Origin of the sequence: Candidatus Agathobaculum pullicola (genome assembly GCF_052117205.1) — a bacterium.
GTDB lineage: Bacteria > Bacillota > Clostridia > Oscillospirales > Butyricicoccaceae > Agathobaculum > Agathobaculum pullicola.
Map to the genome: position 1 here is coordinate 16,416 of NZ_JBQKJP010000009.1, position 25,258 is coordinate 41,673.

Here is a 25,258-nt window from a genome sequence, read left to right on the forward strand (position 1 = left end):
GTCACGCGCCCTCCTTTTCGCTTTTTTCCAGTTTTTTCATTTGTCTCATACCGCGCTTTTCAAGCAGGCGCGCCTTGAGCGAGGAGTTATTGAACAGCATCATTGCAATGAGCAAGATCGCATAGATGAGCATACGGTAGCTATTGACCGCGCGCAGCAGCTCAGGCAACAGCGTGAGCAGGGTTGCGGCGATGATCGAGCCCCAGATGTTGCCCAGTCCGCCCAGCACAACAAATACCAGAATCAGAATGGACGTGTTAAAGTCGAACTTAGCCGCCGTGATGGTCGAGTAGTTCATCGCGTACAGCGCACCGGCCATGCCTGCGAATGCCGCGGAAATGACGAAAGCCATCAGCTTGTAATGCGTGGTGGCAATGCCGATGGAATCGGCTGCAATCTTGTTATCACGCACCGCCATAATCGCGCGCCCCGAGCGGCTGTTAATCAGATTGAGGATGATGAAAAGCGTAATCAAAATCAGTACAAAGCCTGAGGTAAAGCTGGACAGCTTGGTAACGCCCGATACGCCCATCGGCCCGTTAATGATCATCTTGCCGCCATCCGCCAGTTGAAACTTCTGCTCGAGGATGCTAAAGTGCAGGCCGGAGGCATCTTTGCCGATATATAGCACGTTGATGACGTTCTTGATGATTTCACCGAACGCCAGCGTTACGATGGCAAGATAGTCGCCTTTCAGGCGCAGCACCGGCACACCGACGATTACACCCGCGATTGCCGCGCAGATGGCACCCACAATGATGGCAAGAATCAGGCGCACCGTGCCGGAAGGAATTGCGTCTGCCAGAGTCGTGGTCACCACGATGCCGGAAAACGCGCCGACCGACATAAAGCCCGCGTGACCGAGCGACAACTCACCCAGAATACCAACTGTCAGGTTCAGCGATACCGCCATGATGATATAGGCGCAAATCGGCACCAGCAGACCTTTCATCGAGCTGGAAATGTTGCCAGTGAGCACCAGCGTCTGTACCACAATGAATGCGACAATGACAATGCCAAAAGACAGCAGCGTATCTCGCCCGTTGCGGGAGGCAGCATATTTTTTCAACTTGTAGGCGCATTTTTTCAACTTAGAGGCGCATTTTTTCAACTTGTTCATTATTTTCCGCCCCCTTATACCTTTTCACTCACGTGCTTACCAAGCAAGCCGTCCGGCTTGACCAGCAGCACGACAATCAGCACCGCAAATACAATCGCGTCCGACAGCTGCGTCGAGATGTACGCCTTGGCGAAAATCTCAATCACGCCCAGCAGGATACCGCCCAGCAGCGCGCCCGGAATCGAACCGATGCCGCCGAACACCGCTGCGGTGAACGCCTTGATACCGGGCATCGATCCGGTCGTGGGCAGCAGGGTCGGATAGGCCGAGCACAGCAGTACGCCCGCAATTGCAGCAAGGCCCGAGCCGATGGCAAAGGTCAGCGAAATTGTCGTGTTGACGTTAATGCCCATCAGCTGCGCCGCGCCCTTATCCTCGGACACTGCACGCATCGCCGTGCCCATTTTGCTCTTGCCCGTAAACAGCGTCAGCGCCACCATGATAACGAGACACGCCACAATCGTCACAATTGTCACGCGCGTGATGGTCAGCTGTCCATCAAACAGCTGAATCGGATCGCCGCCAACCACCGAGGTAAAGCTCTTCGTGCTCGAGCCCCAGATGAGCAGCGCCGCGTTCTGCAAAAAGTAGGAAACACCGATTGCCGTGATAAGCACCGCCAGCGACGGAGCCATGCGCAGCGGCTTATACGCCAGCCGCTCGATAACCACGCCCAGCGCCGTGCAGACCACCACCGCAAGCAGTACGCCCGCAATCGGCGGCCAGCCCAGATAGGTGGTAGCGCAGAAGCACATATAACCGCCGACCATAATGACATCGCCATGGGCAAAGTTCAGCATTTTGGCAATGCCGTAGACCATCGTGTATCCCAACGCGATGATCGCGTAAATGCTTCCCAGACTGATGCCGTTTATCAGATGATTGAGAAAGCTCATGGTTTCATACACCTCAAATCTTTTTCATTTCTCTTATCCGTTTGTGGGATGGGGCGGTGGCTTGGCGATTTCGGTCAAGCCGTCGCCCCACCCCATAATGCCGGTAAACGGGAAAATAGACAAAGGAGGGCCGTCGCGAAATGCGGCGCCCTCCTTTGCTGATTACTTGCGTCTTTTGTGTTCGGGTGCGCGCCGCGCACACCATTTTCATTATCCAAGGAAAACAGCGTTTTCCCTGAAACCTGTTTTTACATACCTACGTATGCGCCGTTCTCAATGACCATGCCCTTCGGGCTCTTGGAAACCGCACCGGAAGCATCCCAGGTCATATTCTCGCCGGTCAGACCGTTGAAGGTCATGGAGGTAAACTGGGCGATCATCGCGTCACACAGCTCCTCGTTGGACATATCCGGCGTTGCACCGGCAGCCTCAAGCGCCTGCGCATACGCATAGATGCAGTCATAAGCGTCTGCTGCGAACTGGTTCGGAATCTCACCGTATGCTTCTTGGTACTTGGTGACGAAAGAAACCGTCTTTTCGTCGGCAGCGTCCGCGTTAAACGGAGTCAGCAGCATAACGCCCTCGGCCAGAGTGGTGTCGAAGTTCTCCACGGTCAGGATGCCATCCATGCCGTCCACGCCGAAGAACTTGGGTGCATAACCCATCGCATTGGCCTGCGTCAAGATGAGAGAAGCCGGGTTATAATAGATCGGCAGGAACAGCAGATCCGCGCCCTTGCTCTTAGCATCATTCAGCTGAACCGAGAAGTCGGTCGCGGAAGCGTCGGTGAATGTGGTGTCGGAAACAATCTCCAGCCCCTTAGCCTCTGCCTCGCTGACGAATTTGTCATGGATACCGGTGGAATAAACGTCATCATTCTTCCAGATGATTGCAATTTTGGTGCCGAGCTTCTGGTCCGCAATGTATTCCGCGGACGCGGTGCCCTGGTTCGGGTCGGCAAAGCACATCTGGAACACGTTGTCCTTGCCCTCGGTGGTGGCCACAGAGGATGCCGACGGAGTCAGCGCAAAGATGCGGTCGGTATTGATATCGGTCGAAATCGCCTCACAGGGCTTGGAGGTAACCGAACCCAGCGACAACTGCATACCCCAGTCCTTCAGGGTGTTGTACGCATTGACGGCCTTCTCGGTGTTGTTCTCGTCATCCTCAAACTTCAGCTCGATCTGGATGCCGCCCTGCGCGTTGATTTCGTCGGCCGCAATCTGCGCGCCGCGCGCAACCGCGTTGCCGTAAATAGCCGCGTCGCCGGTCAGCGGAGAGGTGCCGCCGATCTTAAACGCCGCGCCGGAAGCGCTGCCGTCATCCGTACCCGCATTATCGCCGCCCGCGGTATTGCCGCCGCAGCCAGCCAGCGTACCAACCAGCATCAAACCGGCCAGCAGCATGCTGAGACTTTTCTTCATGGTAATCTTCTCCTTTACTGTGTAATCTCCCCCGCCCCGCAGAATTTTTCTGTAAAGCGTTCAGATTATTTTTTATTATACTACGGTTTTATAAAAGCGGCATTGTTTTTTTCAATTCACATGCAAATTCAGAAAAAATACCGATTATCTTTTGAACAAAAATGTAAATTTTGTGCTTTCTTCCGAAAAACATTTGTCCACCGTGCAAGGAATCATGCAACCGTTTTCAGTGTTACGCAGGTTTCTTTGCATCCGCTGTCCGCTGCTCCGCACTGTCGCTGCGCCGCATGCAAAAACAGACCCGAACATAAATCCGGGTCTGTTTTTGCCAAGTCCGTTCTCGCCTTATACTGTCCGCTCGAGCAAACAAACGCAATGCGCCGCGATACCCTGTTTTGCGCCTGTGAAACCGAGTTTTTCCTCGGTAGTTGCTTTCACTGACACACGCGAAACCTCGCACCCGAGCGCACGCGCAATATTCTCGCGCATCTGCATGATATGCGGCGCGAGCTTGGGCGCCTGCGCCAGCACGGTCGCGTCCAGATTGCCCAGACGATAGCCCTCTTTCGCCATCAAAGCCGCCACATGCTTTAACAGCGTCATACTGTCCGCGCCTTTGTAGCGCGGGTCGGTATCCGGGAAGTGCTTGCCGATGTCCCCCAGCGCCAGCGCACCGAGCAGCGCATCCATCACCGCGTGCACCAGCACATCCGCATCCGAATGTCCGTCCAGCCCGGTTTCGTGCGGAATATCCACCCCGCCGATGATACATTTGCGGCCTTCCACCAGCCGATGCACGTCATATCCGTGTCCGATACGCATGTTCAGTCCTCCTCCCTGTTCAAAAACGCCTCAGCAGCCGGGATATCCTCAGGCGTGGTGATTTTGATATTTTCGTAGCTGCCATGCGTGGCGCACACGATCTGTCCCAGTGCTTCCACCGCCGCGCAATCATCGGTAAACGAACGGTTTTCCCGCTGCGCATCGGTCAGCGCGCGCAGCAGCACCTCTCGCCGGAACACCTGCGGCGTCTGCACTGCTGCGAGGGTATCACGCGGTACATCGGCTGCAATACAGCCGTTTTTGATGCGCTTGATGCTATCCTTGACCGGCACAACCGGCGCCGCCGCCCCGTACTCCGCCGCAGCGTGCACCGCCTCGGTGATAACCGCTTCACTCACCAGCGGTCGTGCGCCGTCATGCACGGCAACCAATACGGTATCCTCGGGAGCCGCCGTAATGCCCGCCAGCACGGATGCCGTGCGGCTGTCTCCGCCGCGCGTGACCGTGCGCAACTTGGAGATGCCGAATGTCCGCGCCAAATCGGTATAGGGTATGATATCCTGTTCGCGGCAAACCAGCACAATATCGCGCACCGCCGCGCATTTCTCAAAGGCGGACAATGTATGCGCCAGCACGGGCGCGCCAGCAAGCGGCAGCAGCAGCTTGTTTTCCCCGCCCATACGACGCGACGACCCCGCCGCCACAATGACCGCACACACCGCAACGGGTACGGATTTTTTCTTTTTTCTTCCCTGCATATCCATGCTCCTTTGAAAAAAGGCTTTGCTCCGCCGCAAAGCCTTGCTGATTATGCTCCTAAATGCTGATCTATCACCTGTGCGATCTCCTCCGGACTGCAGTTGAGCGCGAAGCACAGCTCGGATTCCAGAATCTGACGTGCGGAAAGCAGCATCTTCTTCTCCCCCGTGGACAGGCCATGCTCCCTCTCGCGTGCGGAAAGACTTTTGACTACCTGTGCCACCTCGCTCAGGTCACCCGAACGGATGTGCAGCATGTTTTCCCGATACCGCTGATTCCATCCCTTATTCTCCCCGCGGGCAATATCGTCCAGCCGTTGTACAAACGCCTGCGCCTGCGCACGGGAACAGACCGGGCGGATGCCCAGCTTTTCACACGCATCAATCGGGATGAACAGCTGTGTATCGTCCAGCGCCAGCCTGAGGGCATAATACGTCGTAGGCACACCGTCTATTGTGCGCTCGACAATATCCGCAATCACGCCTGCGCCATGCAATGGATGAACGACCTTATCGCCGATCTGATACATAATGCCTCCGTTCCAGCAAGCCTCTGTGATCTTTTTTATCTTACATCATATTGACACTATTGGCAAGGTTTTTCGCACTTTTCACACCAATCAGCATACCGATGAGCAGCAGCCAGCAACCGCCCCCCGCGCGCAGAAGCCAAAGGCCGCAGCAGAAGAGGCCCACGGCGCTCAGCAAAGCCAGCGCTGCCCGTACGGTTGCCGCACCGCCCGCGCACAAGTGCTCCAGCACCATACCGCCGTCGAGCGGCGGCAGCGGCAGCAGATTGAACGCGCCGAGCAGCACGCTTGCGCCAGCAAGCCGGTACCAGCCACACGCCTGTGCCAGCGCGGTCAGCGCAAAGCTCGCCGCCGGTCCTGCCAGACACACCGCCGCCCGCGCAAACCGCCCTTCGGGCAGTGCGCAGTGCAGCACCGCGCCGCAGCAGGTCAGCGTCAGTCGGTGCAGCCGCCCGCCAGACAGGTGCAGCACCAGCAGATGCCCGCCCTCGTGCACAGCGGCAGCCAACAGCACCAGCGGCAGCACGTTTGTCCGATCCGTGCACCACAGCGCAGCGAGCAATACGAGAAACCCATCCCGCACCTCAACCCGACCGCGCGTCACGCCAGTTCCAGATAGTCCGACGGATCGAGCGCCATGCCGTCCTTCCACAGTTCAAAGTGCAGATGCGGCCCGGTCGTGTTGCCCGTCTGCCCGACCAGCGCAATTTCACCGCCGCATTCTACCTCATCCCCCACGCCTGCCAAAATGCTGCTGCAATGCGCATACAACGTGGAAAACCCGTCTGCATGGTCAACAATCAGATACTTCCCATAATCGGACTCTCCCACCTCGCGCACCGTGCCGTCGGCAAAAGCCGCGATGGGCGTACCCTCATCTGCGGCGATATCCAAGCCGTAATGAAATGCCGGCTCCCCCGTGGTCGGACTTAACCGGCTGCCAAAGGCCGAAGTCAGCGTCCCTTCCGTCGGCACAGCATGCTCAAACGACAGCGCATGCACCGTATCATCCACCGTATCCGGGAACAGGCTTTGCTCCCGGCCGAGCACATCTTCCGCACCGCCCGAGGATGCCGCGTAGACGTTCTCCCCGCCGGACTGCTCCCCAAACACCGCATCCGCATCCTCCCCACCGAATGCAGCAAGCATCTGATCCACACCGGGTGTGCCTGCGAGCACCTGCGCCGCCTTCTCCCGTGCGGCGACCGCAAAAGGCGTATCCGTATATTTGACAATCCCCGCGGCAAGCACCAGCGCCACCACCAGCAGTAAGCCTTTTCCGCTGCCTGCACGCTTGCGCACCGGACGTTTTCCTGTCATGTCCGCCGCCTCCTTTCACTTGGTATAGCTTATGCAGAGCCAGGACAGGAATATGCCGCCGTACCTTTCGCATATCTCCCGCGCCATCAAGCAGCCGCTCTGTGAGCGGCATCGAAAAGTCGAGCTTTGCCCGACTTTTCGATACAAACAGAAAAAGAGCTTCGGAAAATCCGAAGCTCTTTTTCTGCAATCGGTATTCCCAGCCATAGGCTGGCGATACCGTTTCTTATTTGCGGCTGTATGCCGCAAATAAAGCAATCAGCAAACGCCCTGTGCGAGCATCGCGTCGGCAATCTTCTCGAAGCCGCCGATGTTGGCGCCCATGACCAGATTGTCCTTATGGCCGTACTTCTCCGCCGCGGTGATGCAGGTCTTGAAGATGTTGACCATGATATCGTGCAGACGCTGGTCGACCTCCTCAAAGGTCCAGGACAGACGCAGCGAGTTCTGGCTCATCTCCAGACCGGAGGTTGCAACGCCGCCTGCGTTTGCAGCCTTCGCCGGGCCGAAGAATACGCCGTTTGCATGGAACGCAGCAACTGCCTCCGGCGTGGACGGCATGTTTGCGCCCTCAGCAACAAACTTGCAGCCGTTTGCAATCAGCGTCTTGGCATCGTTCTCGTCCAGCTCGTTCTGGGTCGCGCAGGGCAGCGCGATATCGCACTTAACGCTCCACGGACGCTGGCCCTCGGTATAGGTGCTGCCCGGCACACGCTCTGCATACTCCTTGATGCGGCCGCGCTTGACTTCCTTAATGTCCTTCACAACATCCAGATTGATGCCGTTGGGATCGTAGATGAAGCCGTTGGAGTCGGACACGGTAACAACCTTCGCGCCCAGCTCGGTCGCCTTCTGGCAAGCGTAGATGGCAACGTTGCCCGAACCAGAGATCGCAACCGTCTTGCCCTCGAACGAGGTGCCCTTGTATGCGAGCATTTCCTTCATGTAGTAGCACAGGCCGTAACCGGTCGCCTCGGTACGGGCCAGAGAGCCGCCATAGGACAGGCCCTTACCGGTCAGAACGCCGGTGAACTCATTCTTCAGACGCTTGTACTGACCGTACATAAAGCCGATCTCACGGCCGCCGACACCGATGTCGCCCGCCGGTACGTCGGTGAACTGACCGATATGCTTGGACAGCTCGGTGATAAAGGACTGGCAGAAACGCATTACTTCCGCATCAGACTTGCCCTTCGGGTCAAAGTCGGAGCCGCCCTTGCCGCCGCCCATGGGCAGGCTGGTCAGGCTGTTCTTGAAGCACTGCTCAAAGCCCAGGAACTTGATAACCGAAGCGTTAACGGACGGATGAAAACGCAGACCGCCCTTGTACGGGCCGATTGCGGAGTTGAACTGTACGCGGAAGCCGCGGTTCACCTGAACCTTGCCCTCATCGTCTACCCACGGAACACGGAACATCACCATGCGCTCCGGCTCAACGATGCGCTCGATGATACCGTTCTTCTCCAGCTCGGGACGGGCTTCGACAACCGGCTCAAAGCTCTCGAGAACTTCGAGAACCGCCTGCTGAAATTCCGGCTCATTCGGATTGCGCTTTTGCACGGTCTCATATACGCGCTTGAGGTAAGAATTGGTAAGTGCCATTTTGTTTGTCCTCCTTACATTTCTGCCGCAGTCTCTTTCCAATTTTCAGGAAAAAGTGCGGAATCGCTTACATACTCGCGGTAGTGTGTAACTATTATATAGTATTTCGCGGAAGAGTGCAATAATTTAGCATGTTAAAAATATACATTTTTTCCTTGTCGAAAGGGGATAGAAATTGTGACATTTACCTGATATAATGAAACAGTCAAAGGAGAAACTTGCAAAATGACAGTTTTTGAAAAAATTTATGCAGTTGTGCGGCGCATCCCGCGCGGCACGGTGGCTACCTACGGACAGGTGGCTTTTCTTGCGGGCAATCCGCGTTGGGCACGAGTTGTAGGCTACGCCCTGCACGTAAATCCCGACCCGGAGGGCATCCCCTGCTACCGCGTGGTGACAAAAGACGGACATACCTCCCCCGCGTTTGCCTTCGGCGGTGCGGACACGCAGCGCGCCATGCTCGAAGCCGACGGCGTGGAATTTACGCCGGACGGCCGCGTGGACATGCAGAAATACCAATGGGAGGGCTTATCCTATGATTGACATTGCCAAACTGACCGAGCTGGCCGTCGCCTACGACGCAGGCGACCCGCGCCGCGTGCAGCATTTGATGAAGGTCTATGCGTTCTGCCGCATCATCGGGCAGAGCGAGGGGCTGGACGAAAAAACGCAGAACACCCTTGAAGCGGCCGCCATCCTGCACGACATCGGCATCCACGAGGCAGAGCACAAGCACGGCTCTTCCGCCGGCAAGTGGCAGGAGGTGGAAGGCCCGGCGGTCGCCGCGCCGCTGCTGAAACGGGCAGACGCTGATCCGGCAGCGTGCGAACGGGTCCTCTGGCTGATTGCACACCACCATACCTATACCGCCTCCGAGGACAAGGACTTCCGTATCCTGCTTGAAGCGGATTTTCTGGTCAACGCTTATGAAGACACGCTCCCGCCGGATGCCTGTCAAGTTGCGGATGAACAAGTATTCCGCACACATACCGGCCGAATATTTTTGCAGAATTTATATCTTACGCCGCCCTATCAGCCGTAAATCTGCACAAACGCGAATCGTATTTTGCCTGCCGCTCTGTCATGCGGCAGGCTTTTTTTGAACATTCTGTGAAGATGGTTGACATTGCCTTTCAACCAGCTATAATGTGTTAGTAAGCTAATAGTAAGGAGGCTAACAAAGTGTGCGAAAAGCGAATCGGCACAGAGCTTGGCATGCTGGGCAACCTGCTCAAACGACAGATGGTCTGCACCACCGGCAAAGATGAATTAGCCAACATCACCGGCATGCAGGCGATGATTCTGTGGTTCCTGATGCAGGCAAAGGAAGCGCGTTTCCAGCGGGATGTCGAAACCCATTTTCGCATCCGTCGTTCCACCGCAACCGGTATCCTGAACCTGATGGAAGATCACGGTCTGCTGCGGCGCGAACCGGTGGAACAGGACCGGCGGCTCAAACGGCTGGTGCTGACCGACCGGGCCAAGGCGCTGTATGAGCGCATCCATCAGGCAATGGCGCAAACCGAGGCACTTATGGAAGAGGGTATTGATCCGGAAGATCTTGCCGTCTGGTTTCGTGTCTGCGAAAAAATCCGCGCCAATTTAGAAAATTATCAATGCAAGGCTTCGGAGGGACAAGGATGATTAATAGGCTGTTAAAAAGCGTGCGTGCATTTAAAAAAGAAGCGCTGCTCACGCCGTTTTTCGTTGTGCTGGAGGTCGTGATGGAGGTCGTCATCCCCGCAGTGATGGCGCTGCTGATCGACCGGGGCATTGATGCGCAAAACATGGGGGAAATCTGGAAATACGGCATCATTCTGATCGTCTGCGCCATGCTTGCGCTGATTTTTGGCGCGGCGGCAGGCACTTATGCTGCGCGTGCCTCAACGGGCTTTGCCCGCAATCTGCGCCACGACATGTATTATGCGGTGCAGGATTTCTCATTTTCCAATATTGATAAGTTCTCCACCGGCTCCATTGTCACCCGTCTGACAACCGACGTTACCAACGTGCAAAACGCCTTCCAGATGTGTACACGCATCGCGGTGCGCTGCCCGGTGATGCTGGTGTTCGCACTGGTCATGGCGTTCCAGATCAACAGCCAGCTGGCGCTGATCTTCCTGTGCGTACTGCCGATTTTGGCGATCGGTCTGGGAGTGCTGATGAAAACCGTCGCGCCGGTATTTGAGCGCGTGTTCAAAACTTACGACCGCATGAATACGGTCGTGCAGGAAAACGTGCGCGGCATCCGCGTGGTCAAGGCCTATGTGCGTGAGGACCACGAAACCGAAAAGTTCAAGGGTGTGTCCGGCCTGCTGTACCGCCAGTTCTCCAAGGCGCAGAAAACCATGGCGGGCGTTATGCCGCTCATGCAGTTTTGCATGTACGCCTGCATGCTGCTCATCTCATGGTTCGGCGCGCGTCTGATCGTGGGCGGCACCATGACGACCGGCGAACTGACCAGCCTGTTTTCCTACGCGATGCAGATTCTGATGAGCCTGATGATGGTGGCCATGGTATTCGTCATGATCACCATGTCCAAGGCCAGCGCGGAGCGCATCGTGGAGCTGCTTGAAGAAAAGCCCGACCTGCACAACCCGAAAAGCCCGGTCAATGAGGTGAAAAGCGGCGATATTGACTTTGATGACGTCAACTTCAGCTACAAAGGCGACGCAAGCAAGCTCGCACTCCGGGATGTCAACCTGCACATCAAAGCCGGTCAGACCATCGGTATTCTGGGCGGTACCGGCTCGGCAAAGTCCACTCTGGTACAGCTTATCCCGCGCCTGTATGATGTAACCACCGGCTCGGTCAAGGTCGGCGGCGTGGATGTGCGCGACTACGATATTGAAGTGCTCCGCGAACAGGTCGCCATGGTACTGCAGAAAAACGTGCTGTTCTCGGGCACGATCAAGGAAAATCTGCGCTGGGGCGACGAGCACGCCACAGATGAAGACCTCAAGCGTGTCTGCCGTCTGGCTCAGGCCGACGAGTTTATTGAGCAGATGCCGGATAAGTACGATACCTACATTGAACAGGGCGGCACCAACGTGTCCGGCGGCCAGAAACAGCGTCTGTGCATCGCCCGCGCGCTGCTGAAAAAGCCCAAGGTGCTGATTCTGGATGACTCGACCAGCGCAGTCGATACCAAGACTGACGCACTCATCCGCCGTGCCTTCGCGGAAGAGATTCCTGATACGACCAAGCTGATTATCGCGCAGCGCATCTCCTCCGTACAGGACGCCGACCAGATCGTCATTCTGGACGGCGGCGCGATTCAGGCCGTCGGCACACACGAAGAGCTTCTGGCAAACAATTCTATCTATCAGGAGATTTACAACCAGCAGATGAAGAAAGGAGGCGAGGAATAATGGCAGGACCCGCAACAAGAGGACCCATGGGCGGTCACGGCGGCCCGGGCCGTCACGGTCATATGGGCGGTGGCAAGCGCAGCAAGAACCCCAAAAAAACCCTCGCGCGTTTGCTTCGTTACTTTCGGGGCGGTTACGCCGTGCAGTTTGCCGTGGTACTGGTCTGCATCCTGTTTTCTGCGGTAGCGAACGTCGCCGGCTCGATGTTCCTGCGCGTACTCATTGACGACTATATTGCGCCGCTGCTTTTACAGGCCTCACCCGTGTTCACGGGGCTGGTTCATGCGATTTCGCTCATGGCACTTGTGTATCTGGTGGGCATCGTTTCGACCTTCCTGTATAACCGCATTATGGTGTCCATTTCACAGGGTATCCTCAAGCAAGTGCGCGACGAAATGTTCGAGCGCATGCAGAAACTGCCCATCCGTTATTTTGACACCCACACCCACGGCGACCTGATGAGCCACTTTACCAACGATACCGACACGCTGCAGCAGATGCTCAGCCAGTCCGTACCGCAGATGTTCTCCTCGCTGATGACCATTATTGCCGTGTTCATCGCCATGCTGGCGACCAATTTCTGGCTGACGCTGTTTGTGCTGGTCGGCATCGCTGTCATGCTGGTGGTTGTTAAGCGCATCGGCGGCCAGTCCGCCCGCTTCTTCCTCGAGCAGCAAACCGCGCTGGGCAAGGTCAACGGCTATATTGAGGAAATGATCGGCGGACAGAAGGTCGTCAAGGTATTCTGCCATGAGGAAAAATGCAAAGAACAGTTTGACGTGCTCAATGACGCGCTGCGCGAAAGCGCCAAAAACGCCAACACCTTCGCTAACATTCTCATGCCGATTATGATGAATATTGGTAACCTGCTGTATGTGCTGGTGGCTGTGGTCGGCGGCACGCTGGCGCTGTCCGGCGTGGTCGGCAGCAGCATCACCATCGGCGTTATTGCCTCCTTCCTGCAGCTGACCAAATCGTTTACCATGCCGGTCACCCAGATTTCGCAGCAGTTCAACTCCATCATTATGGCGCTGGCCGGCGCCGAGCGTATCTTCGAGCTGATGGACGAAGCGCCCGAGCAGGACAACGGCTACGTCACACTGGTTAACGCGAAGTACGACAAGCAGGGCAATCTGGTGGAGACCCCGGAAAAAACCAACATCTGGGCATGGAAGCACCCGCACGAGGACGGCACCATCACTTACGAGCAGGTCAAGGGCGATGTGCGTTTCTACGATGTAGACTTCGGCTACAACCCGGATAAAATCGTACTGCATAACATCACGCTGTATGCCGAACCCGGCCAGAAAGTCGCTTTTGTCGGTGCGACCGGCGCGGGCAAGACCACGATCACCAACCTCATCAACCGCTTTTATGATATCGCAGACGGCAAAATCCGCTATGACGGCATCAACATCAACAAAATTAAGAAGGCCGATCTGCGCCGCTCGCTGGGTATCGTTTTACAGGATACCAACCTGTTCACCGGCACCATTCGCGACAACATCCGCTACGGCAATCTGGACGCCACCGATCAGGAGGTCGAAGCGGCAGCGCAGCTGGCCAACGCCGACGACTTTATCCGCCGTCTGCCGGACGGATATGACACCGTCATCGACGGCGAAGGCGGCAGCCTGTCGCAGGGCCAGCGTCAGCTGATTTCGATTGCACGCGCAGCCGTTGCCGACCCACCGGTTATGATTCTTGACGAGGCGACCAGTTCGATTGATACACGCACGGAATCCATTGTGCAGGCAGGCATGGACAGCCTGATGTACGGCCGAACGGTGTTTGTCATCGCGCACCGTCTGTCAACCGTACAGAACGCGGACGTCATTATGGTGCTTCAGCTCGGTCACATCATCGAGCGCGGCAACCACAAACAGCTGATTGCCGAGCACGGCAAATATTATCAACTCTACACAGGCGCATTCGAGTTGGAGTAGACCTCTCGCAATCGCATCAACAAAAAAAGAACCGCCTCACAGCGGTTCTTTTTTAATTATTGCATGGATATGCGGTGCAGAATCTGCCGAAATCGGATGAGAAACAATGTGGTGGTTGTCGCGGCTGCAAGCAAGTCGGCAATCGGCTCGGCAAAGAATACCGCAAACAGCTTATCCTCAAAAAAATGCGGCAGAATCAAAATCATCGGAATGAGCAGGATGATCTTTCGCTCAAGCGCGAGAAACAGCGAAATCTTGGCCTCTCCCAGCGCGACAAAGCATTGCTGGAATGTGTTCTGAAACGCCGACACAAAGCCCACGGCAAAATAGATGCGCAACGCCCATGCCGTCTCTTCGATAAGCGCGCTGTCGTGTGCAAACAAACGCGCAAGCATATGCGGCGCGAGCATCGCAAGCGCCCAAACCCCAAACGCAAATATGCAGGCAATCAGCAGGTTATACTTGACCGACTGTTTCATGCGGTCGGGCCGCTTCGCACCGTAGTTGAAGCTCAAAATCGGCTGCGCCCCCTGCGCCAGCCCCATCAGCGGCATCTGTACCATCTGCGCAACCGAAGTCAGTATGGTCATCGCGCCGACGGCCAAATCACCGCCGTATTTCTGCAACGATACATTGAATGTTACGGTCAGCAAACTTTCGGTCGACTGCATGACAAATGGTGACGCGCCCAATGCAATCGCGGGCAGCAGCAAGCGCTTATCCAACCGGAAAAAGGCTCTTTTCAGCCGCAGCGTGCTGTTTGCGCCGGTCAGAAAGCGCACCACCCACAAAGCGGAAACCGCCTGCGAGATGACGGTTGCAATCGCCGCGCCGCGCACGCCCAGCCCGAACACAAAGATAAACACCGGGTCCAGCGCAACATTTAATGCCGCGCCGATGAGCACGGTTTTCATCGCTACGCCGGACTTGCCCTGCGCAGTGATAAAACCGTTAAGTCCGAGCGCGGTCATGACAAAAATCGTACCCAGCACATAGATGTTGAGGTACTGCATCGCATAGGGAAGCGTGTCTGCCGACGCGCCAAACAGCACCAGCAACGGCTCCTGAAACAGCAGGAACAGCGCGGTCAGCACAACCGCCAACCCCCACAGAGAAGCGGTACAGGTGCCCAGCGTACGCTCCGCCTTTTCGTGCTGCCCCGCGCCCATCGCAATCGAAGCGCGCGGCGCACCGCCCATGCCAATCAGTGCGGCAAAGGCCGATATCAGCGTGATAACCGGAAAGGTCACACCCATACCAGTCAGCGCCAGCTTTCCCTCTACCGGAATCTGTCCGATATAGATGCGGTCGACGATGTTGTACAACAGGTTGACTACCTGCGCGCACACGGTCGGCAGCGCAAGACGAACAAGCAGCGGGCCGACCGGGTCGTTGCCCAGATCGGCCACACGCTTTTGCTTTTTCTGTTTTTCCATGTCAGTGCGCTTTATCCTCCCGAATCAGGATGCGCAACGCCTCAACCGCCGTGCGTACACCGCGCTCAGCTGCGTCGGGCGGGATGCTTGGCGCGTCGTCATTATCTGCGTTCCACAGGACATTGAGCACCGCGCCGCAGCGCACATGCAGCACCTGCGAGACAATCAGCAGCGCCGCGGTCTCCATTTCGCTGGTCAGCGCCCCCGCCGCCTTCCAAGCCTTCCACTTGGCGAGCAGCTCATCCGCAATGGGCTGCTGCGCGGGGCGAATCTCACCGTAAAAGCTGTCCTTGGACTGGATGACGCCGACGTGATGGGTCAGGCCCAGTTTAACCGCCGCGTCCCGCAGCGCGCTGACAACCGCAAAATTCGCTGCCGCTGGGAACTCGATCGGCAAATACTCACGGCTCGTTCCCTCCTGCCGGATGGCCGCAGTCGCAATGACGATATCGCCGCCGCAGACCTCGTCCACAATGCCGCCGGAGGTGCCAACACGGATGAAGGTATCCGCACCGCACTCAACCAGTTCTTCCAGCGCAATGGCAGCCGACGGTCCGCCGATGCCAGTCGAGCACACCGCGACCGGTTCGCCGTCCAGCGTACCCGTCCAGATCGTATACTCACGATTTTGGGCGATCTGCTTGGGCTTGTCAAAATAGCGCGCAATTTTTTCGCAGCGCGCCGGGTCGCCCGGCAGAATCACATACCGGCCTACATCGCCCTTGGTAATCTGCAAATGCATCTGTTTTCCATCAATCAACATACCGTTTTTCCCTCCCGTTCAATCACTCGGATGTTTTTTTCCGCTTTTGCGCGCGGCAGCATGACCTCATGCCCGCAGCCCGTGCATTTGAGCTTAAAATCCATGCCCGTGCGCAGCACCTTCCACTGCTTGGAGCCGCAAGGATGCGGCTTTTTCATGGTCAGTATATCGCCGATCTGCACGTCCATACTCATTTCCCCTTCCTTCAGGATGGCCGCCGCCATCTTATCGCTTTTATCATACCATATTTGCAGTGCTAATCCCAGCCGTTTTTTCATATAGTAAGACAGACCCCAAAGGAGGCTCTGCTATATTATGAAAACAAGCGAATGCTATCTGCCCGAGGGCAGTTACACCGCGCTGCCCGAGGTACGGCAGGCACTCACATCCCTCGACGGACTGCGGCACGCACAGGATGAAGGGATGATTCTGGAAGCGGTCGCGCAGCGATGCACCCCCGCGCATGACCTACTATTCGACCTTGGCTTTGCACAGGGCATTATGCCGCGCTCGTGCTGCGCGCTGGGCGTGGCCGAGGGAGACACGCGGGAAATTGCCATCCTGTCCCGCGTGGGCAAGCCCACCTGCTTTGTTGTCACCGAGATCGACGAAAGCGCAGACACGCCGCTCATCTGGCTGTCGCGCACCATTGCGCAGCAACGCGCACAGGACTATTTGCTCGAAACTCTGCGTCCGGGCGACGTCATTCCGGCCGCCGTCACCCATCTGGAGAACTTCGGCGCGTTTGTCGATATCGGCTGCGGTGTGGCGTCGCTCATCGGAATTGAAAACCTTTCGGTGTCGCGCATTTTCCACCCTGCCGACCGGCTGCACGTCGGCCAGCGCATCCGCGCTGTCGTGCGCTCTGTCGATGCACAGGCGCGCCGCATTTCGCTGACGCATCGCGAGCTGCTCGGCACCTGGGAGCAGAACGCCGCGCTGTTTTCGCCCGGCGAAACCGTGCGCGGGGTGGTGCGTTCGGTCGAGCCATACGGCATTTTTATTGAGCTTGCCCCCAATCTGTCCGGCCTTGCCGAGCCGCGCGACGACCTCGCGCCCGGCACCATCGTGTCGGTTTACATCAAATCCATCCTGCCGCAGCGCATGAAAATCAAGCTGACCGTCATCGACGTGCTTGCGCCTGCGGGCACGCCCGATCCGCCGCCCTATTTTATTACCGAGGGACATATCGACCAATGGGTGTACACCCCCGCCTGCTGCGACCGAAAACACATCGCAACCGTGTTCGAGTGAGACTTATTTTGCGCCTTTGACGCGCTCCCAATAGGCTTTTGCCGCCTGTTCAGTCTTGTTCGGGCCGTAATCATAGTAATGTGCATCCTTGATTTCATCCGGCAGATACTGCTGCCGCACCCAATGATTGGGGAAGGCGTGCGGATACTGATAGGTCAGCCCACGGCCGAGCTTTTGCGCACCACCGTAGTGCGCATCCTTGATATGCACCGGGATATCTCCGGTTTTGCCCGCGCGCACATCCGCCATCGCCGCGTCAATCGCGGCGGCGGCACTGTTGGACTTGGGGGCGGTGGCCATCAAGAGGGCCGCCTCGGCCAGCGGAATGCGCGCCTCGGGCAGACCAAGCTGGAACGCGCTGTCTACGCACGCCTTGACAATGGCCGCGCACTGCGGATACGCTAAACCGATATCCTCGCTGGCAATGACCAGCATACGCCGCGCAGCCGAAATCATATCGCCTGCTTCGAGCAGGCGTGCGAGATAATGCAGCGCGGCGTCCGGGTCCGAGCCGCGGATGGACTTTTGCAGCGCAGACAGGATATCGTAATGGCTGTCCCCGTCGCGGTCGTAGCGCATGTTGGAGCGCTGCGCCGCCTGTTTCGCGTCCGCAAGGGTCACGCCGTCCGCGCCTGCGCCCAGCACAAGCAGTTCTACCGCGCCCAGCGCCTTGCGCACGTCCCCGCCAACCGCCTGCGCGATGTAAGCCGCGACACCATCCTCGACGGGCATGCCTTTGTCACCAATGGCAAGCGCAAACGCCCGCTCGACCGCACGCTGCATATCCTCTGTCTCGATGGGCTTGAACTCAAAGACCGTGCTGCGGCTGAGAATCGCGTTATAGACGTAAAAATACGGGTTTTCCGTCGTGGACGCGATCAGCGTCATTTTGCCCGTTTCAATGAATTCTAACAGGCTCTGCTGCTGCTTTTTATTGAAATACTGAATCTCGTCCAGATACACCAGCGCGCCGTTGGGCGCAAGGAAGGTGTCCAGTTCGTCAATAATCGCCTTGATATCCGCAATGCCGGCAGTCGTAGCGTTCAGATGATATAGCTTGCGCTCGGTCTGCTTTGCAATAATAGACGCGACCGTTGTCTTGCCCACGCCGGACGGGCCATAAAAAATCATATTCGGAATCGTACCCGACGCAATCACGCGGCGCAGCAGACCGGTTTTGCCCAGCAAATGCTGCTGTCCAACCACATCATCCAAGGTTTTCGGACGGATTTTATCCGCTAAAGGTTGATACATTTCTTTCTCCTTATAAAATCAGGCTGCGGCGACAAGCGCAGTAATGATTGCCTAGCCGAATACGCTGATGAGCGACAGCGGAATCAATAGTAGCGCGGCAATGCGCTCTGCACCGCGTGGCTGCCCGTGGAACAGTCGTACAATCACACCGCAGGCAAGCGCGGCAAACAGCACAAACCACAGTACGGGCGCTTTATACATCCATGCAGCACCACTATACAGGCCAAGCAGACCGCCTACGTCACCCACAGTTATTGCATATATCACCAACACATATAACGACCACAGCGCTGCCACAAAGCCAAGTGCATATCCTGCCCTTTTCATGTCGCTCCCTCCTAACGGTGATGGCATAATTATATCACGATTTTTGTTCACGCACAAACAGGGCTTGACTTTCTCGCTTTACTGTGATAAACTATCCGCAGTCAGTAAAGCAAAAGGAGAGTTTCCCGATGGACAAGCCCTTTCTCGCAAAGCTGCGCCGCATCGACCCCTATGTGCCGGGCGAGCAGCCGCAGAGCGACGATATCATCAAACTAAACGCCAACGAAAACCCGTATCCGCCCGCGCCGGGCGTGCAGGAAACGCTGCGTACCTTTGACGCCTCGCACCTTGCGCTCTATCCGGATGCAAACGGCAAAGCACTCAAAACCGCGCTTGCAAACCGCTTTGGCGTAAAGCCGACGCAGGTGTTTCTCGGCAACGGCTCAGACGACGTGCTGGCACTCGCGTTCCAGTCGTTTTTCTGCTCGGGTGAGCCGATTCTCTATCCGGATATCACCTACTCGTTCTATCCGGTCTGGTGCGACCTGTTCCGTATCCCATATGCGACCGTGCCGCTGGACGAAGCCTTCTGCGTGAATGTACGCGACTATGACAAGCCAAACGGCGGCATTGTTCTGCCCAATCCCAACGCACCGACCGGACGCGGCCTGTCGCTTGACTTGCTTGAGGATCTGTTGCAGCACAATGCGGACTGCGTCGTCATCATCGACGAAGCCTATGTCGACTTCGGCGCACAGAGCGCGGTGCCGCTCATCGAGAAATATGAAAACCTACTTGTCGTGCAGACGATGAGTAAGTCGCGTTCGCTCGCCGGCCTGCGCATCGGCTATGCGCTCGGCTCGGAAACGCTGATTGCGACGCTCGAGGCGGTCAAAAACTCCTATAACTCCTACACCATGGACGCACTTGCGCTCGCCGCAGGCGAAGCCGCGGTCGCGGACGAGACGTATTTTCAGGAAACGTGCCAAAAGGTCATAGCCACGCGCGAGCGCACGGCCGACGCGCTGCGTGCGCTGGGCTTTACTCTCCAGCCTTCGTTGACCAACTTTCTGTTTGTCACGCACCCGAACAAAAAGGCATCGGAGATTTTTGAATACCTGCGGCAGAAAAACATCTTTATCCGATATTTTAATCTGCCGCGCATCGACAACTATCTGCGTATTACAATCGGCACGGATGACCAAATGGATCGCATGATCGACGCATTGCGCACTTTCCTGTAAATCCTCAAACCATAAAAAAGCGGAACCGAAAACGGTTCCGCTTTTTCTGTCTTATGCTTTATCGAGCAACTTGATGATTTCATCGAGCTTGCTTTCGCGGGCCTGCTCGTCGCCCGTTTCAAAAGCATCCTGCACACAGCCCGCCAGATGGCCGCGCAGCACCTCACGCTGCGCTTTATGCACCAGCGACTCGACCGCCTGCAGCTGCATGACGATTTCCATACAATATCGATCGTCCTCAATCATCTTGAGCACTCCGTCGAGCTGGCCGCGCGCGGTGCGCAGCAGTGGCTCAACCTTTTTCCGATCCGCCCTCATTCGAGGCCGACCACCTTATAGCCCGCCTGCTCGACTGCCTCGGTCAGTTTGGCGTTGTCCGGCAGGGTGCTGCCTTTCACGGTCGCCGTGCCGCCCTGCAAATCCACCTGCGCGCTTACACCGTCAAATGCCTCCAACGCCTTCTTCACATGCGCCACGCAGTGCTCACACATCATACCTTCGATTTGAATTACTTTGGTCTGTTCCATTTTACTTTCTTCCTCCTTTGGCAGAATGACACATTGGCTGCTCTCCTGCTTGGGAGAGGCCTTGAAAAACTTCAAACGCAGTGCGTTGGAAACCACACAAACCGAGCTTAAGCTCATCGCGGCTGCACCGATCATCGGGCTGAGCTTGAGTCCCAGCGGCAGCCACAGCACACCCGCCGCAATCGGAATACCGATGCAGTTATAGAAAAACGCCCAGAACAGATTCTGACGGATGTTGCGCATGGTCTGCCGCGACAGCCGGATTGCATCAACCGCATCCATCAAATCGCTCTTCATCAGCACCACGTCCGCCGATGCAATCGCCACATCCGTGCCTGCGCCGATGGCGATGCCCACGTCCGCGCGTGCCAGCGCGGGGGCGTCGTTAATGCCGTCGCCAATCATAGCCACCTTATGACCCTGCTCCTGCTTTTCGCGCACGACACGCTCCTTATCCTGCGGCAACACCTCGGCCACCACGTCCTGCACATTTAGCTCGGCGGCAATGGATTGCGCGGTTGCCTGATTGTCGCCGGTCAGCAGCGTCACCTGCACGCCCAACTTTTGCAGCGTATCAACCGCAGCGCGGCTGCTCGGCTTGAGTACGTCCGCTACCGCAAAAATGCCGACCACCTGCCGGTTCGCCGCAAAATACAGCGGCGTTTTTCCCTCAGCAGCAAGTTTTTCGCCCATCTGCTGCGCCGAGCGCGACAGCGCAAGCCCATTTGCCAGCAGCATACGGCGATTGCCCGCCATGCAGCGCACACCGTCGATCACCGCGCGCACGCCCTGCCCCTCAATCATTTCAAACGAATCCGTTTGGCGTTCCCGGACATGCTTAGAGCGTGCATAGCGCACAATTGCATCCGCGAGCGGATGGTCGCTGTGCATCTCAAGAGACAGCGCCATCGACAGCAGATCCTCCGGCTCAACGCCAAAGGATTTGATATCTGTAACAACCGGACGTCCTTCGGTGACGGTGCCGGTCTTGTCCAGCACCACGCAGTCCACGCTATGCAGATTCTCAAGCGCTTCGGCCGACTGGAACAGTACGCCGTTTTTCGCACCCACACCCGTGCCTACCATGATGGCAACCGGCGTTGCCAGTCCCAACGCGCACGGACAGGAAATAACGAGCACCGCAATCGCGCGGGTCAAAGCAAAGCTCGGTGTTTCCCCGGCCACCAGCCAGATGATCGCAGTCACCAGTGCAATCGCCATGACAATCGGTACAAACACACCCGCGACCTTATCCGCAAGCTTGGCAATCGGCGCCTTGGAGGCACCCGCCTCCTCGACCAGCCGGATGATTTGGCTGAGCGTTGTATCATCGCCCACGCGCGACGCTTTCATGGCAAAATAACCATTTTTCGTCACAGTTGCGCCAATCACCGTGTCGCCTTTGCCCTTTTCCACCGGCATGGACTCGCCTGTGATGGCGCTCTCATCGAGATAGGCGTGCCCCTCTACAATCTCTCCGTCTACCGGCACAGCCTGCCCCGCGCGCACAATAACATAATCGCCCACGCGCACTTCTTCAATCGGTACGGTGATCTCCTGTTCGCCGCGTATGACTGACGCGGTTTGCGGCCGCAAATCCATGAGCGCGGCAATGGCCTCGCCGGTCTTACGCTTGGCGCGCGCTTCAAAGAACTTGCCGAGCGTGACAAGCGTCAGGATCATACCCGCGGACTCAAAATACAGGTCATGCGCATACTCATGCACGCGTGCCATGTCGCCTGCGACGCCCGCATAGCCGATCTGAAACAGCGCATACACGCCGTACACCACGGACGCACCGGAACCGACTGCAATCAGCGCATCCATTGTCGGCGCGCGATGCCACAGTGTGCGGAAGCCGTTGATAAAATATTTGCGGTTGACCAACAGGATGGGCAGCGTCAGCAGCAGCTGCACCAGTGCCAGCGCAAACGCATGCGCCTCACCGCTGACAAAGCCGGGCATCGGCAAACCGAACATCGGTCCCATCGAAAAATACATTAAAATGATAAGGAACACCGCAGAGACAAGGATGCGGTTTTTCATTTCATGCAGCGCATCCTCGGGCGCAGCATCCTTTGCAGGCGTTGCCGCGCGCGTACCGCCGTCCACGGCAGCGGTGTAGCCGCCCGCTTCAACCGCGCGCACGATTTGTTCATCGCCGCACGCGCTCTCGTCATACTCCACTGTCATACTGCCCGCCAGCAGGTTAACCTGCACCTCGCGCACCCCCGCCACCGCGGATACGCTCTTTTCCACATGTGCAGAGCACGCTGCGCAGCTCATCCCACCGACGCGAAATCGTTGTTTCATATCAGGATCTCCTTTTAACTCTCACCCCTCCCCCGGGGAGGGGGTCTGTTGCACAGTTAGTATAACGCACACACTTTCTTTTGTCAACCCTCTGTGAAAAGCACCGGTATTTTTTCTATACCCTCCCCGATTCATGGTTCTCTTACATAACAAAAGCCGCACGGTATCCGTGCGGCTTTTTGGTTTGGCATATCACTCGGTAATGGTCGTTGAGAAGGACAAACATTCCTCCTGTCCCGGACGCAGCATGCGCACGCCAACCTTGTTTTCAATTGCGTGGTCAAGATAGCCGCCATCGGGCAGCGTGCTCCACGGCTCCAAGCAGACATAGGGCACATCGAAATCCTTATACGCGCTCCACACCGCGAAATACGGAAAGTCCGCAAAGTCCATGGTCACGGTTCGGTTGTTTCGCGTATTTCCAATCGTGGCGCGGCGCACCGGAAGGTCGTCCATAATGATTGCGTCGTTGCGGAATGTCTCGCGCGTGATGGGCAGACGGCCGTCCTTGAGCAGCAAATCACCGTGCGCGCGGCTAAGCATCACGTTTTCATCCATCAGAACGGGATGCAGCACGGTCGTGCCCTCAAACGCCACAAAATAGTCTGCAATCGACTCATCCGGCTGCCAGCAGAGTGTATACCCATCATGCCCGCCGACCTCGTAATACATATCGGTATCGCTGCGGTTAAACACGATATGCTCTTTTTTCAAGGTTGCGTCTGTCAGCGTATAACGCACCGTGCAGACAAAATCCCACGGATACATTTTCTTGGTGAAATCATTCGCTTCCAGCACAAATTCCACATACTCTTCACCCGCAGCACCGACCTGCCATTCCAAATCGCGTCCGAAGCCGTGCTGGGTGATTTCATAGGGCGTTCCGCCCACGGTATAGGTTTTATCCTTGAGCCGCCCGACAATCGGGAACAGGAGCGGCGCATGCCGGTTCCACACGGCGGGATCCGCCTGCCAGACATACTCCGTGCCAGTCTTTTTACTCTTAAAGCTGGTTAATTCCGCCCCTAACGGGTTAATCTCCACCCGGAAAAGCTCGTTTTCCAACACCTGCATTATGTATCCGCCTCCCTTTTTTCTGATTTAAGCATAGCTTTTTTGAACCGCTGTGTCAATCCGCCGTCCTTTTTTTAGCATTTACGCTGGATTTCACAGCCTGCTTTTGGCAATTTCGCTGGATTTGTCCGGATACATTGACAATCACACTACATTGCATTACAATATAGCTACTACCTTGCAAAGCAAGATATCAAAGAAAGGAGTGCGCCCGGTGTGATACCGTCACAACTGCTCAAGGGTACGCTTGAGGGCTGTATTCTTGCCATACTCAGCCGCGCGCCGACCTACGGCTACCAAATTACCGAGCAGCTTTCTTCTTACGGCTTCGGCCAGATTGTCGAGGGTACGATTTATCCTCTGCTGCTGCGGCTGGAGAAGAACGGGTTGGCGCAGGCGGAATACCGCGCCTCCGAGGTCGGGCCAAAACGAAAATATTACGCGCTGACCGAAAAAGGCCGTGCACAATTGCAGGGCTTTCTCGCAAGCTACCGTGAGCTGACGCAAGCGGTCGACAAACTTCTGGCTGATACAGGAGAGGATAACGATGAACAAACGCACCAAATTGCTGCTACGGGAAAATAATGAGGCGGAAAAGCAGCTCTCCGCTGCCGCACAACAGATTTTGACCGACATTGTTGTTTATCTGCGCACGGCACCCATCAGCTTATATCGACAGGAGAGCGTGCGGCGGGATATCACGCAGATGCTTCTCGACGGCGAAGCGCGCGGCGACGATGCCCAGTCGGTAATCGGAAACGATTATCAGACCTTCTGTGACAGCGTTATCTCTGAGATACCGCCGCTATCGGCAAGCGCCCGCGCGCTGACAGCACTGCGGGACATTCTACCTGCCACTGTCGTTTTGCTGGTGATCTGGCTGATCGGCAGACTATCTGAATATGCCATCGGCATAGCGGCATGGCCGATGCTAACCGTGACCGTCGGGGATATACTCGGCGGTGTGCTGCTGCTGACAGCAGCTTCCGGCGCCGTCACGCTGATCAGCCGCACGTCTTTTTCCCCGGGCGCGCGGACGAGCAGACTGCTGTTTGTCATATTGTTTCTCTGCCTGCTTGCCGCATTATGTGCCGGTTTTTTCCTCGAGCAACCTCTGTTTACCATGCACTTTCTGCTTGCGCTTGTATTACCGCTCCTGCTGCTGTTCGCCTACAAATTGCTGGACAAAAAGCTGGACTGAAGCCAAAAAGTCCTGCCGGAATCCCGGCAGGACTTTTTCTATACTTTCCCGTCAAAGCGGCTCCATATTGGCATTCGCGTCTCTATTCTCCGCAATCCGGACATTGTTCCCGATAAGGGGACGCGCATCCCCATGACGATCCGATTAACGATTTTTCTTCCTCCGTCATGCTTTG

26 protein-coding genes are annotated in these 25,258 nt (G+C 56.7%); 9 read left to right on the top strand and 17 right to left on the bottom strand.

Going from position 1 to position 25,258, the window contains the following annotated elements; genetic code table 11:
• Position 1: 1 nt before the first annotated feature.
• From ACTQ3V_RS05275 to gdhA, 9 genes are all read right to left on the bottom strand, one after another.
• A complete protein-coding gene (locus ACTQ3V_RS05275; protein WP_441466601.1) occupies positions 2-1,120 on the bottom strand; it encodes a branched-chain amino acid ABC transporter permease in 1,119 nt (372 codons plus the stop codon).
• A 14-nt stretch (positions 1,121-1,134) separates the two neighbouring features.
• Positions 1,135-2,016 (bottom strand): branched-chain amino acid ABC transporter permease, encoded by an 882-nt coding sequence (locus ACTQ3V_RS05280; protein ID WP_441466602.1) that lies wholly within the window; start codon positions 2,014-2,016, stop codon positions 1,135-1,137.
• Between the two features lie 248 nt (positions 2,017-2,264).
• On the bottom strand, positions 2,265-3,440 hold the full coding sequence (locus ACTQ3V_RS05285) for an ABC transporter substrate-binding protein (protein WP_441466603.1): 1,176 nt from the start codon (positions 3,438-3,440) through the stop codon (positions 2,265-2,267).
• 345 nt (positions 3,441-3,785) lie between these two features.
• Complete coding sequence (gene ispF, locus ACTQ3V_RS05290; RefSeq protein ID WP_441466604.1) at positions 3,786-4,262, bottom strand: 2-C-methyl-D-erythritol 2,4-cyclodiphosphate synthase; 477 nt, start codon at positions 4,260-4,262, stop codon at positions 3,786-3,788.
• A 2-nt stretch (positions 4,263-4,264) separates the two neighbouring features.
• Positions 4,265-4,981, bottom strand: coding sequence for a 2-C-methyl-D-erythritol 4-phosphate cytidylyltransferase (ispD, locus tag ACTQ3V_RS05295; protein ID WP_441466605.1), 717 nt, complete (start codon positions 4,979-4,981; stop codon positions 4,265-4,267).
• Positions 4,982-5,031: 50 nt separating this feature from the next.
• The gene (locus ACTQ3V_RS05300) at positions 5,032-5,511 is read right to left on the bottom strand and encodes a CarD family transcriptional regulator (protein WP_441466606.1); all 480 of its coding nucleotides are present in this window, start codon (positions 5,509-5,511) and stop codon (positions 5,032-5,034) included.
• Positions 5,512-5,551: 40 nt separating this feature from the next.
• A complete protein-coding gene (locus tag ACTQ3V_RS05305; RefSeq protein WP_441466607.1) occupies positions 5,552-6,115 on the bottom strand; it encodes a site-2 protease family protein in 564 nt (187 codons plus the stop codon).
• Positions 6,112-6,831 (bottom strand): M23 family metallopeptidase, encoded by a 720-nt coding sequence (locus ACTQ3V_RS05310; protein WP_441466608.1) that lies wholly within the window; start codon positions 6,829-6,831, stop codon positions 6,112-6,114. Before ACTQ3V_RS05310 ends, ACTQ3V_RS05305 begins: the two co-directional genes overlap by 4 nt.
• A 258-nt stretch (positions 6,832-7,089) precedes the next feature.
• Positions 7,090-8,433, bottom strand: a complete 1,344-nt coding sequence (gene gdhA / locus ACTQ3V_RS05315; RefSeq protein WP_441466609.1) for an NADP-specific glutamate dehydrogenase — start codon at positions 8,431-8,433, stop codon at positions 7,090-7,092.
• Positions 8,434-8,658: 225 nt separating this feature from the next.
• Between gdhA and ACTQ3V_RS05320 the strand changes: the two genes are divergently transcribed.
• The 5 genes from ACTQ3V_RS05320 (at position 8,659) to ACTQ3V_RS05340 (ending at position 13,750) form a co-directional block, all read left to right on the top strand.
• Positions 8,659-8,976 carry an MGMT family protein gene (locus ACTQ3V_RS05320; protein WP_441466610.1) on the top strand — a complete coding sequence of 106 codons (318 nt, stop codon included), beginning with the start codon at positions 8,659-8,661 and terminating at the stop codon, positions 8,974-8,976.
• Positions 8,969-9,475 carry an HD domain-containing protein gene (locus ACTQ3V_RS05325; protein WP_441466611.1) on the top strand — a complete coding sequence of 169 codons (507 nt, stop codon included), beginning with the start codon at positions 8,969-8,971 and terminating at the stop codon, positions 9,473-9,475. The genes ACTQ3V_RS05320 and ACTQ3V_RS05325 overlap by 8 nt, the downstream gene beginning before the upstream one ends.
• Positions 9,476-9,615: 140 nt before the next feature.
• Entirely contained in the window at positions 9,616-10,077 is a 462-nt protein-coding gene (locus ACTQ3V_RS05330; RefSeq protein ID WP_441466612.1) for a MarR family winged helix-turn-helix transcriptional regulator, read from the top strand.
• The gene (locus ACTQ3V_RS05335; protein ID WP_441466613.1) at positions 10,074-11,804 is read left to right on the top strand and encodes an ABC transporter ATP-binding protein; all 1,731 of its coding nucleotides are present in this window, start codon (positions 10,074-10,076) and stop codon (positions 11,802-11,804) included. Before ACTQ3V_RS05330 ends, ACTQ3V_RS05335 begins: the two co-directional genes overlap by 4 nt.
• A gap of 62 nt (positions 11,805-11,866) precedes the next feature.
• Positions 11,867-13,750 (top strand): ABC transporter ATP-binding protein, encoded by a 1,884-nt coding sequence (locus ACTQ3V_RS05340; RefSeq protein WP_441466646.1) that lies wholly within the window; start codon positions 11,867-11,869, stop codon positions 13,748-13,750.
• Between the two features lie 56 nt (positions 13,751-13,806).
• Here ACTQ3V_RS05340 and ACTQ3V_RS05345 read toward each other — a convergent pair whose 3' ends face one another.
• The 3 genes from ACTQ3V_RS05345 to ACTQ3V_RS05355 are packed head-to-tail and all read right to left on the bottom strand — an operon-like array spanning position 13,807 to position 16,137.
• Positions 13,807-15,186 carry an MATE family efflux transporter gene (locus tag ACTQ3V_RS05345; RefSeq protein ID WP_441466614.1) on the bottom strand — a complete coding sequence of 460 codons (1,380 nt, stop codon included), beginning with the start codon at positions 15,184-15,186 and terminating at the stop codon, positions 13,807-13,809.
• Position 15,187: 1 nt separating this feature from the next.
• Complete coding sequence (gene udp, locus ACTQ3V_RS05350; protein WP_441466615.1) at positions 15,188-15,949, bottom strand: uridine phosphorylase; 762 nt, start codon at positions 15,947-15,949, stop codon at positions 15,188-15,190.
• The gene (locus ACTQ3V_RS05355; RefSeq protein ID WP_441466647.1) at positions 15,943-16,137 is read right to left on the bottom strand and encodes a DUF951 domain-containing protein; all 195 of its coding nucleotides are present in this window, start codon (positions 16,135-16,137) and stop codon (positions 15,943-15,945) included. Before ACTQ3V_RS05355 ends, udp begins: the two co-directional genes overlap by 7 nt.
• Positions 16,138-16,264: 127 nt before the next feature.
• Between ACTQ3V_RS05355 and ACTQ3V_RS05360 the strand changes: the two genes are divergently transcribed.
• Positions 16,265-17,203 (top strand): S1 RNA-binding domain-containing protein, encoded by a 939-nt coding sequence (locus ACTQ3V_RS05360; protein WP_441466616.1) that lies wholly within the window; start codon positions 16,265-16,267, stop codon positions 17,201-17,203.
• 3 nt (positions 17,204-17,206) lie between these two features.
• Here the strand turns inward: ACTQ3V_RS05360 and ACTQ3V_RS05365 are convergent, their stop codons facing one another.
• Together ACTQ3V_RS05365 and ACTQ3V_RS05370 are read right to left on the bottom strand one after the other, a co-directional pair.
• Positions 17,207-18,457: a replication-associated recombination protein A gene (locus ACTQ3V_RS05365; protein WP_441466617.1), complete on the bottom strand. Its 1,251-nt coding sequence runs from the start codon at positions 18,455-18,457 to the stop codon at positions 17,207-17,209.
• Between the two features lie 51 nt (positions 18,458-18,508).
• Positions 18,509-18,784, bottom strand: coding sequence for a hypothetical protein (locus ACTQ3V_RS05370; RefSeq protein ID WP_441466618.1), 276 nt, complete (start codon positions 18,782-18,784; stop codon positions 18,509-18,511).
• 128 nt (positions 18,785-18,912) lie between these two features.
• On the opposite strand from ACTQ3V_RS05370, the gene hisC reads away from it, so the two are divergent.
• Positions 18,913-19,968: a histidinol-phosphate transaminase gene (gene hisC / locus ACTQ3V_RS05375; RefSeq protein ID WP_441466619.1), complete on the top strand. Its 1,056-nt coding sequence runs from the start codon at positions 18,913-18,915 to the stop codon at positions 19,966-19,968.
• 51 nt (positions 19,969-20,019) lie between these two features.
• Here hisC and ACTQ3V_RS05380 read toward each other — a convergent pair whose 3' ends face one another.
• From ACTQ3V_RS05380 to ACTQ3V_RS05390, 3 genes are all read right to left on the bottom strand, one after another.
• A complete protein-coding gene (locus ACTQ3V_RS05380) occupies positions 20,020-20,286 on the bottom strand; it encodes a metal-sensing transcriptional repressor (RefSeq protein WP_441466620.1) in 267 nt (88 codons plus the stop codon).
• Positions 20,283-22,808 (bottom strand): heavy metal translocating P-type ATPase, encoded by a 2,526-nt coding sequence (locus tag ACTQ3V_RS05385; protein ID WP_441466621.1) that lies wholly within the window; start codon positions 22,806-22,808, stop codon positions 20,283-20,285. The genes ACTQ3V_RS05380 and ACTQ3V_RS05385 overlap by 4 nt, the downstream gene beginning before the upstream one ends.
• 192 nt (positions 22,809-23,000) lie before the next feature.
• Entirely contained in the window at positions 23,001-23,882 is an 882-nt protein-coding gene (locus ACTQ3V_RS05390) for an aldose 1-epimerase family protein (protein WP_441466622.1), read from the bottom strand.
• Positions 23,883-24,098: 216 nt separating this feature from the next.
• Here ACTQ3V_RS05390 and ACTQ3V_RS05395 point away from each other — a divergent pair, with 216 nt between their 5' ends.
• Positions 24,099-24,467, top strand: a complete 369-nt coding sequence (locus ACTQ3V_RS05395; protein ID WP_441466623.1) for a PadR family transcriptional regulator — start codon at positions 24,099-24,101, stop codon at positions 24,465-24,467.
• On the top strand, positions 24,430-25,083 hold the full coding sequence (locus tag ACTQ3V_RS05400; RefSeq protein ID WP_441466624.1) for a hypothetical protein: 654 nt from the start codon (positions 24,430-24,432) through the stop codon (positions 25,081-25,083). The genes ACTQ3V_RS05395 and ACTQ3V_RS05400 overlap by 38 nt, the downstream gene beginning before the upstream one ends.
• Positions 25,084-25,258: the final 175 nt, after the last annotated feature.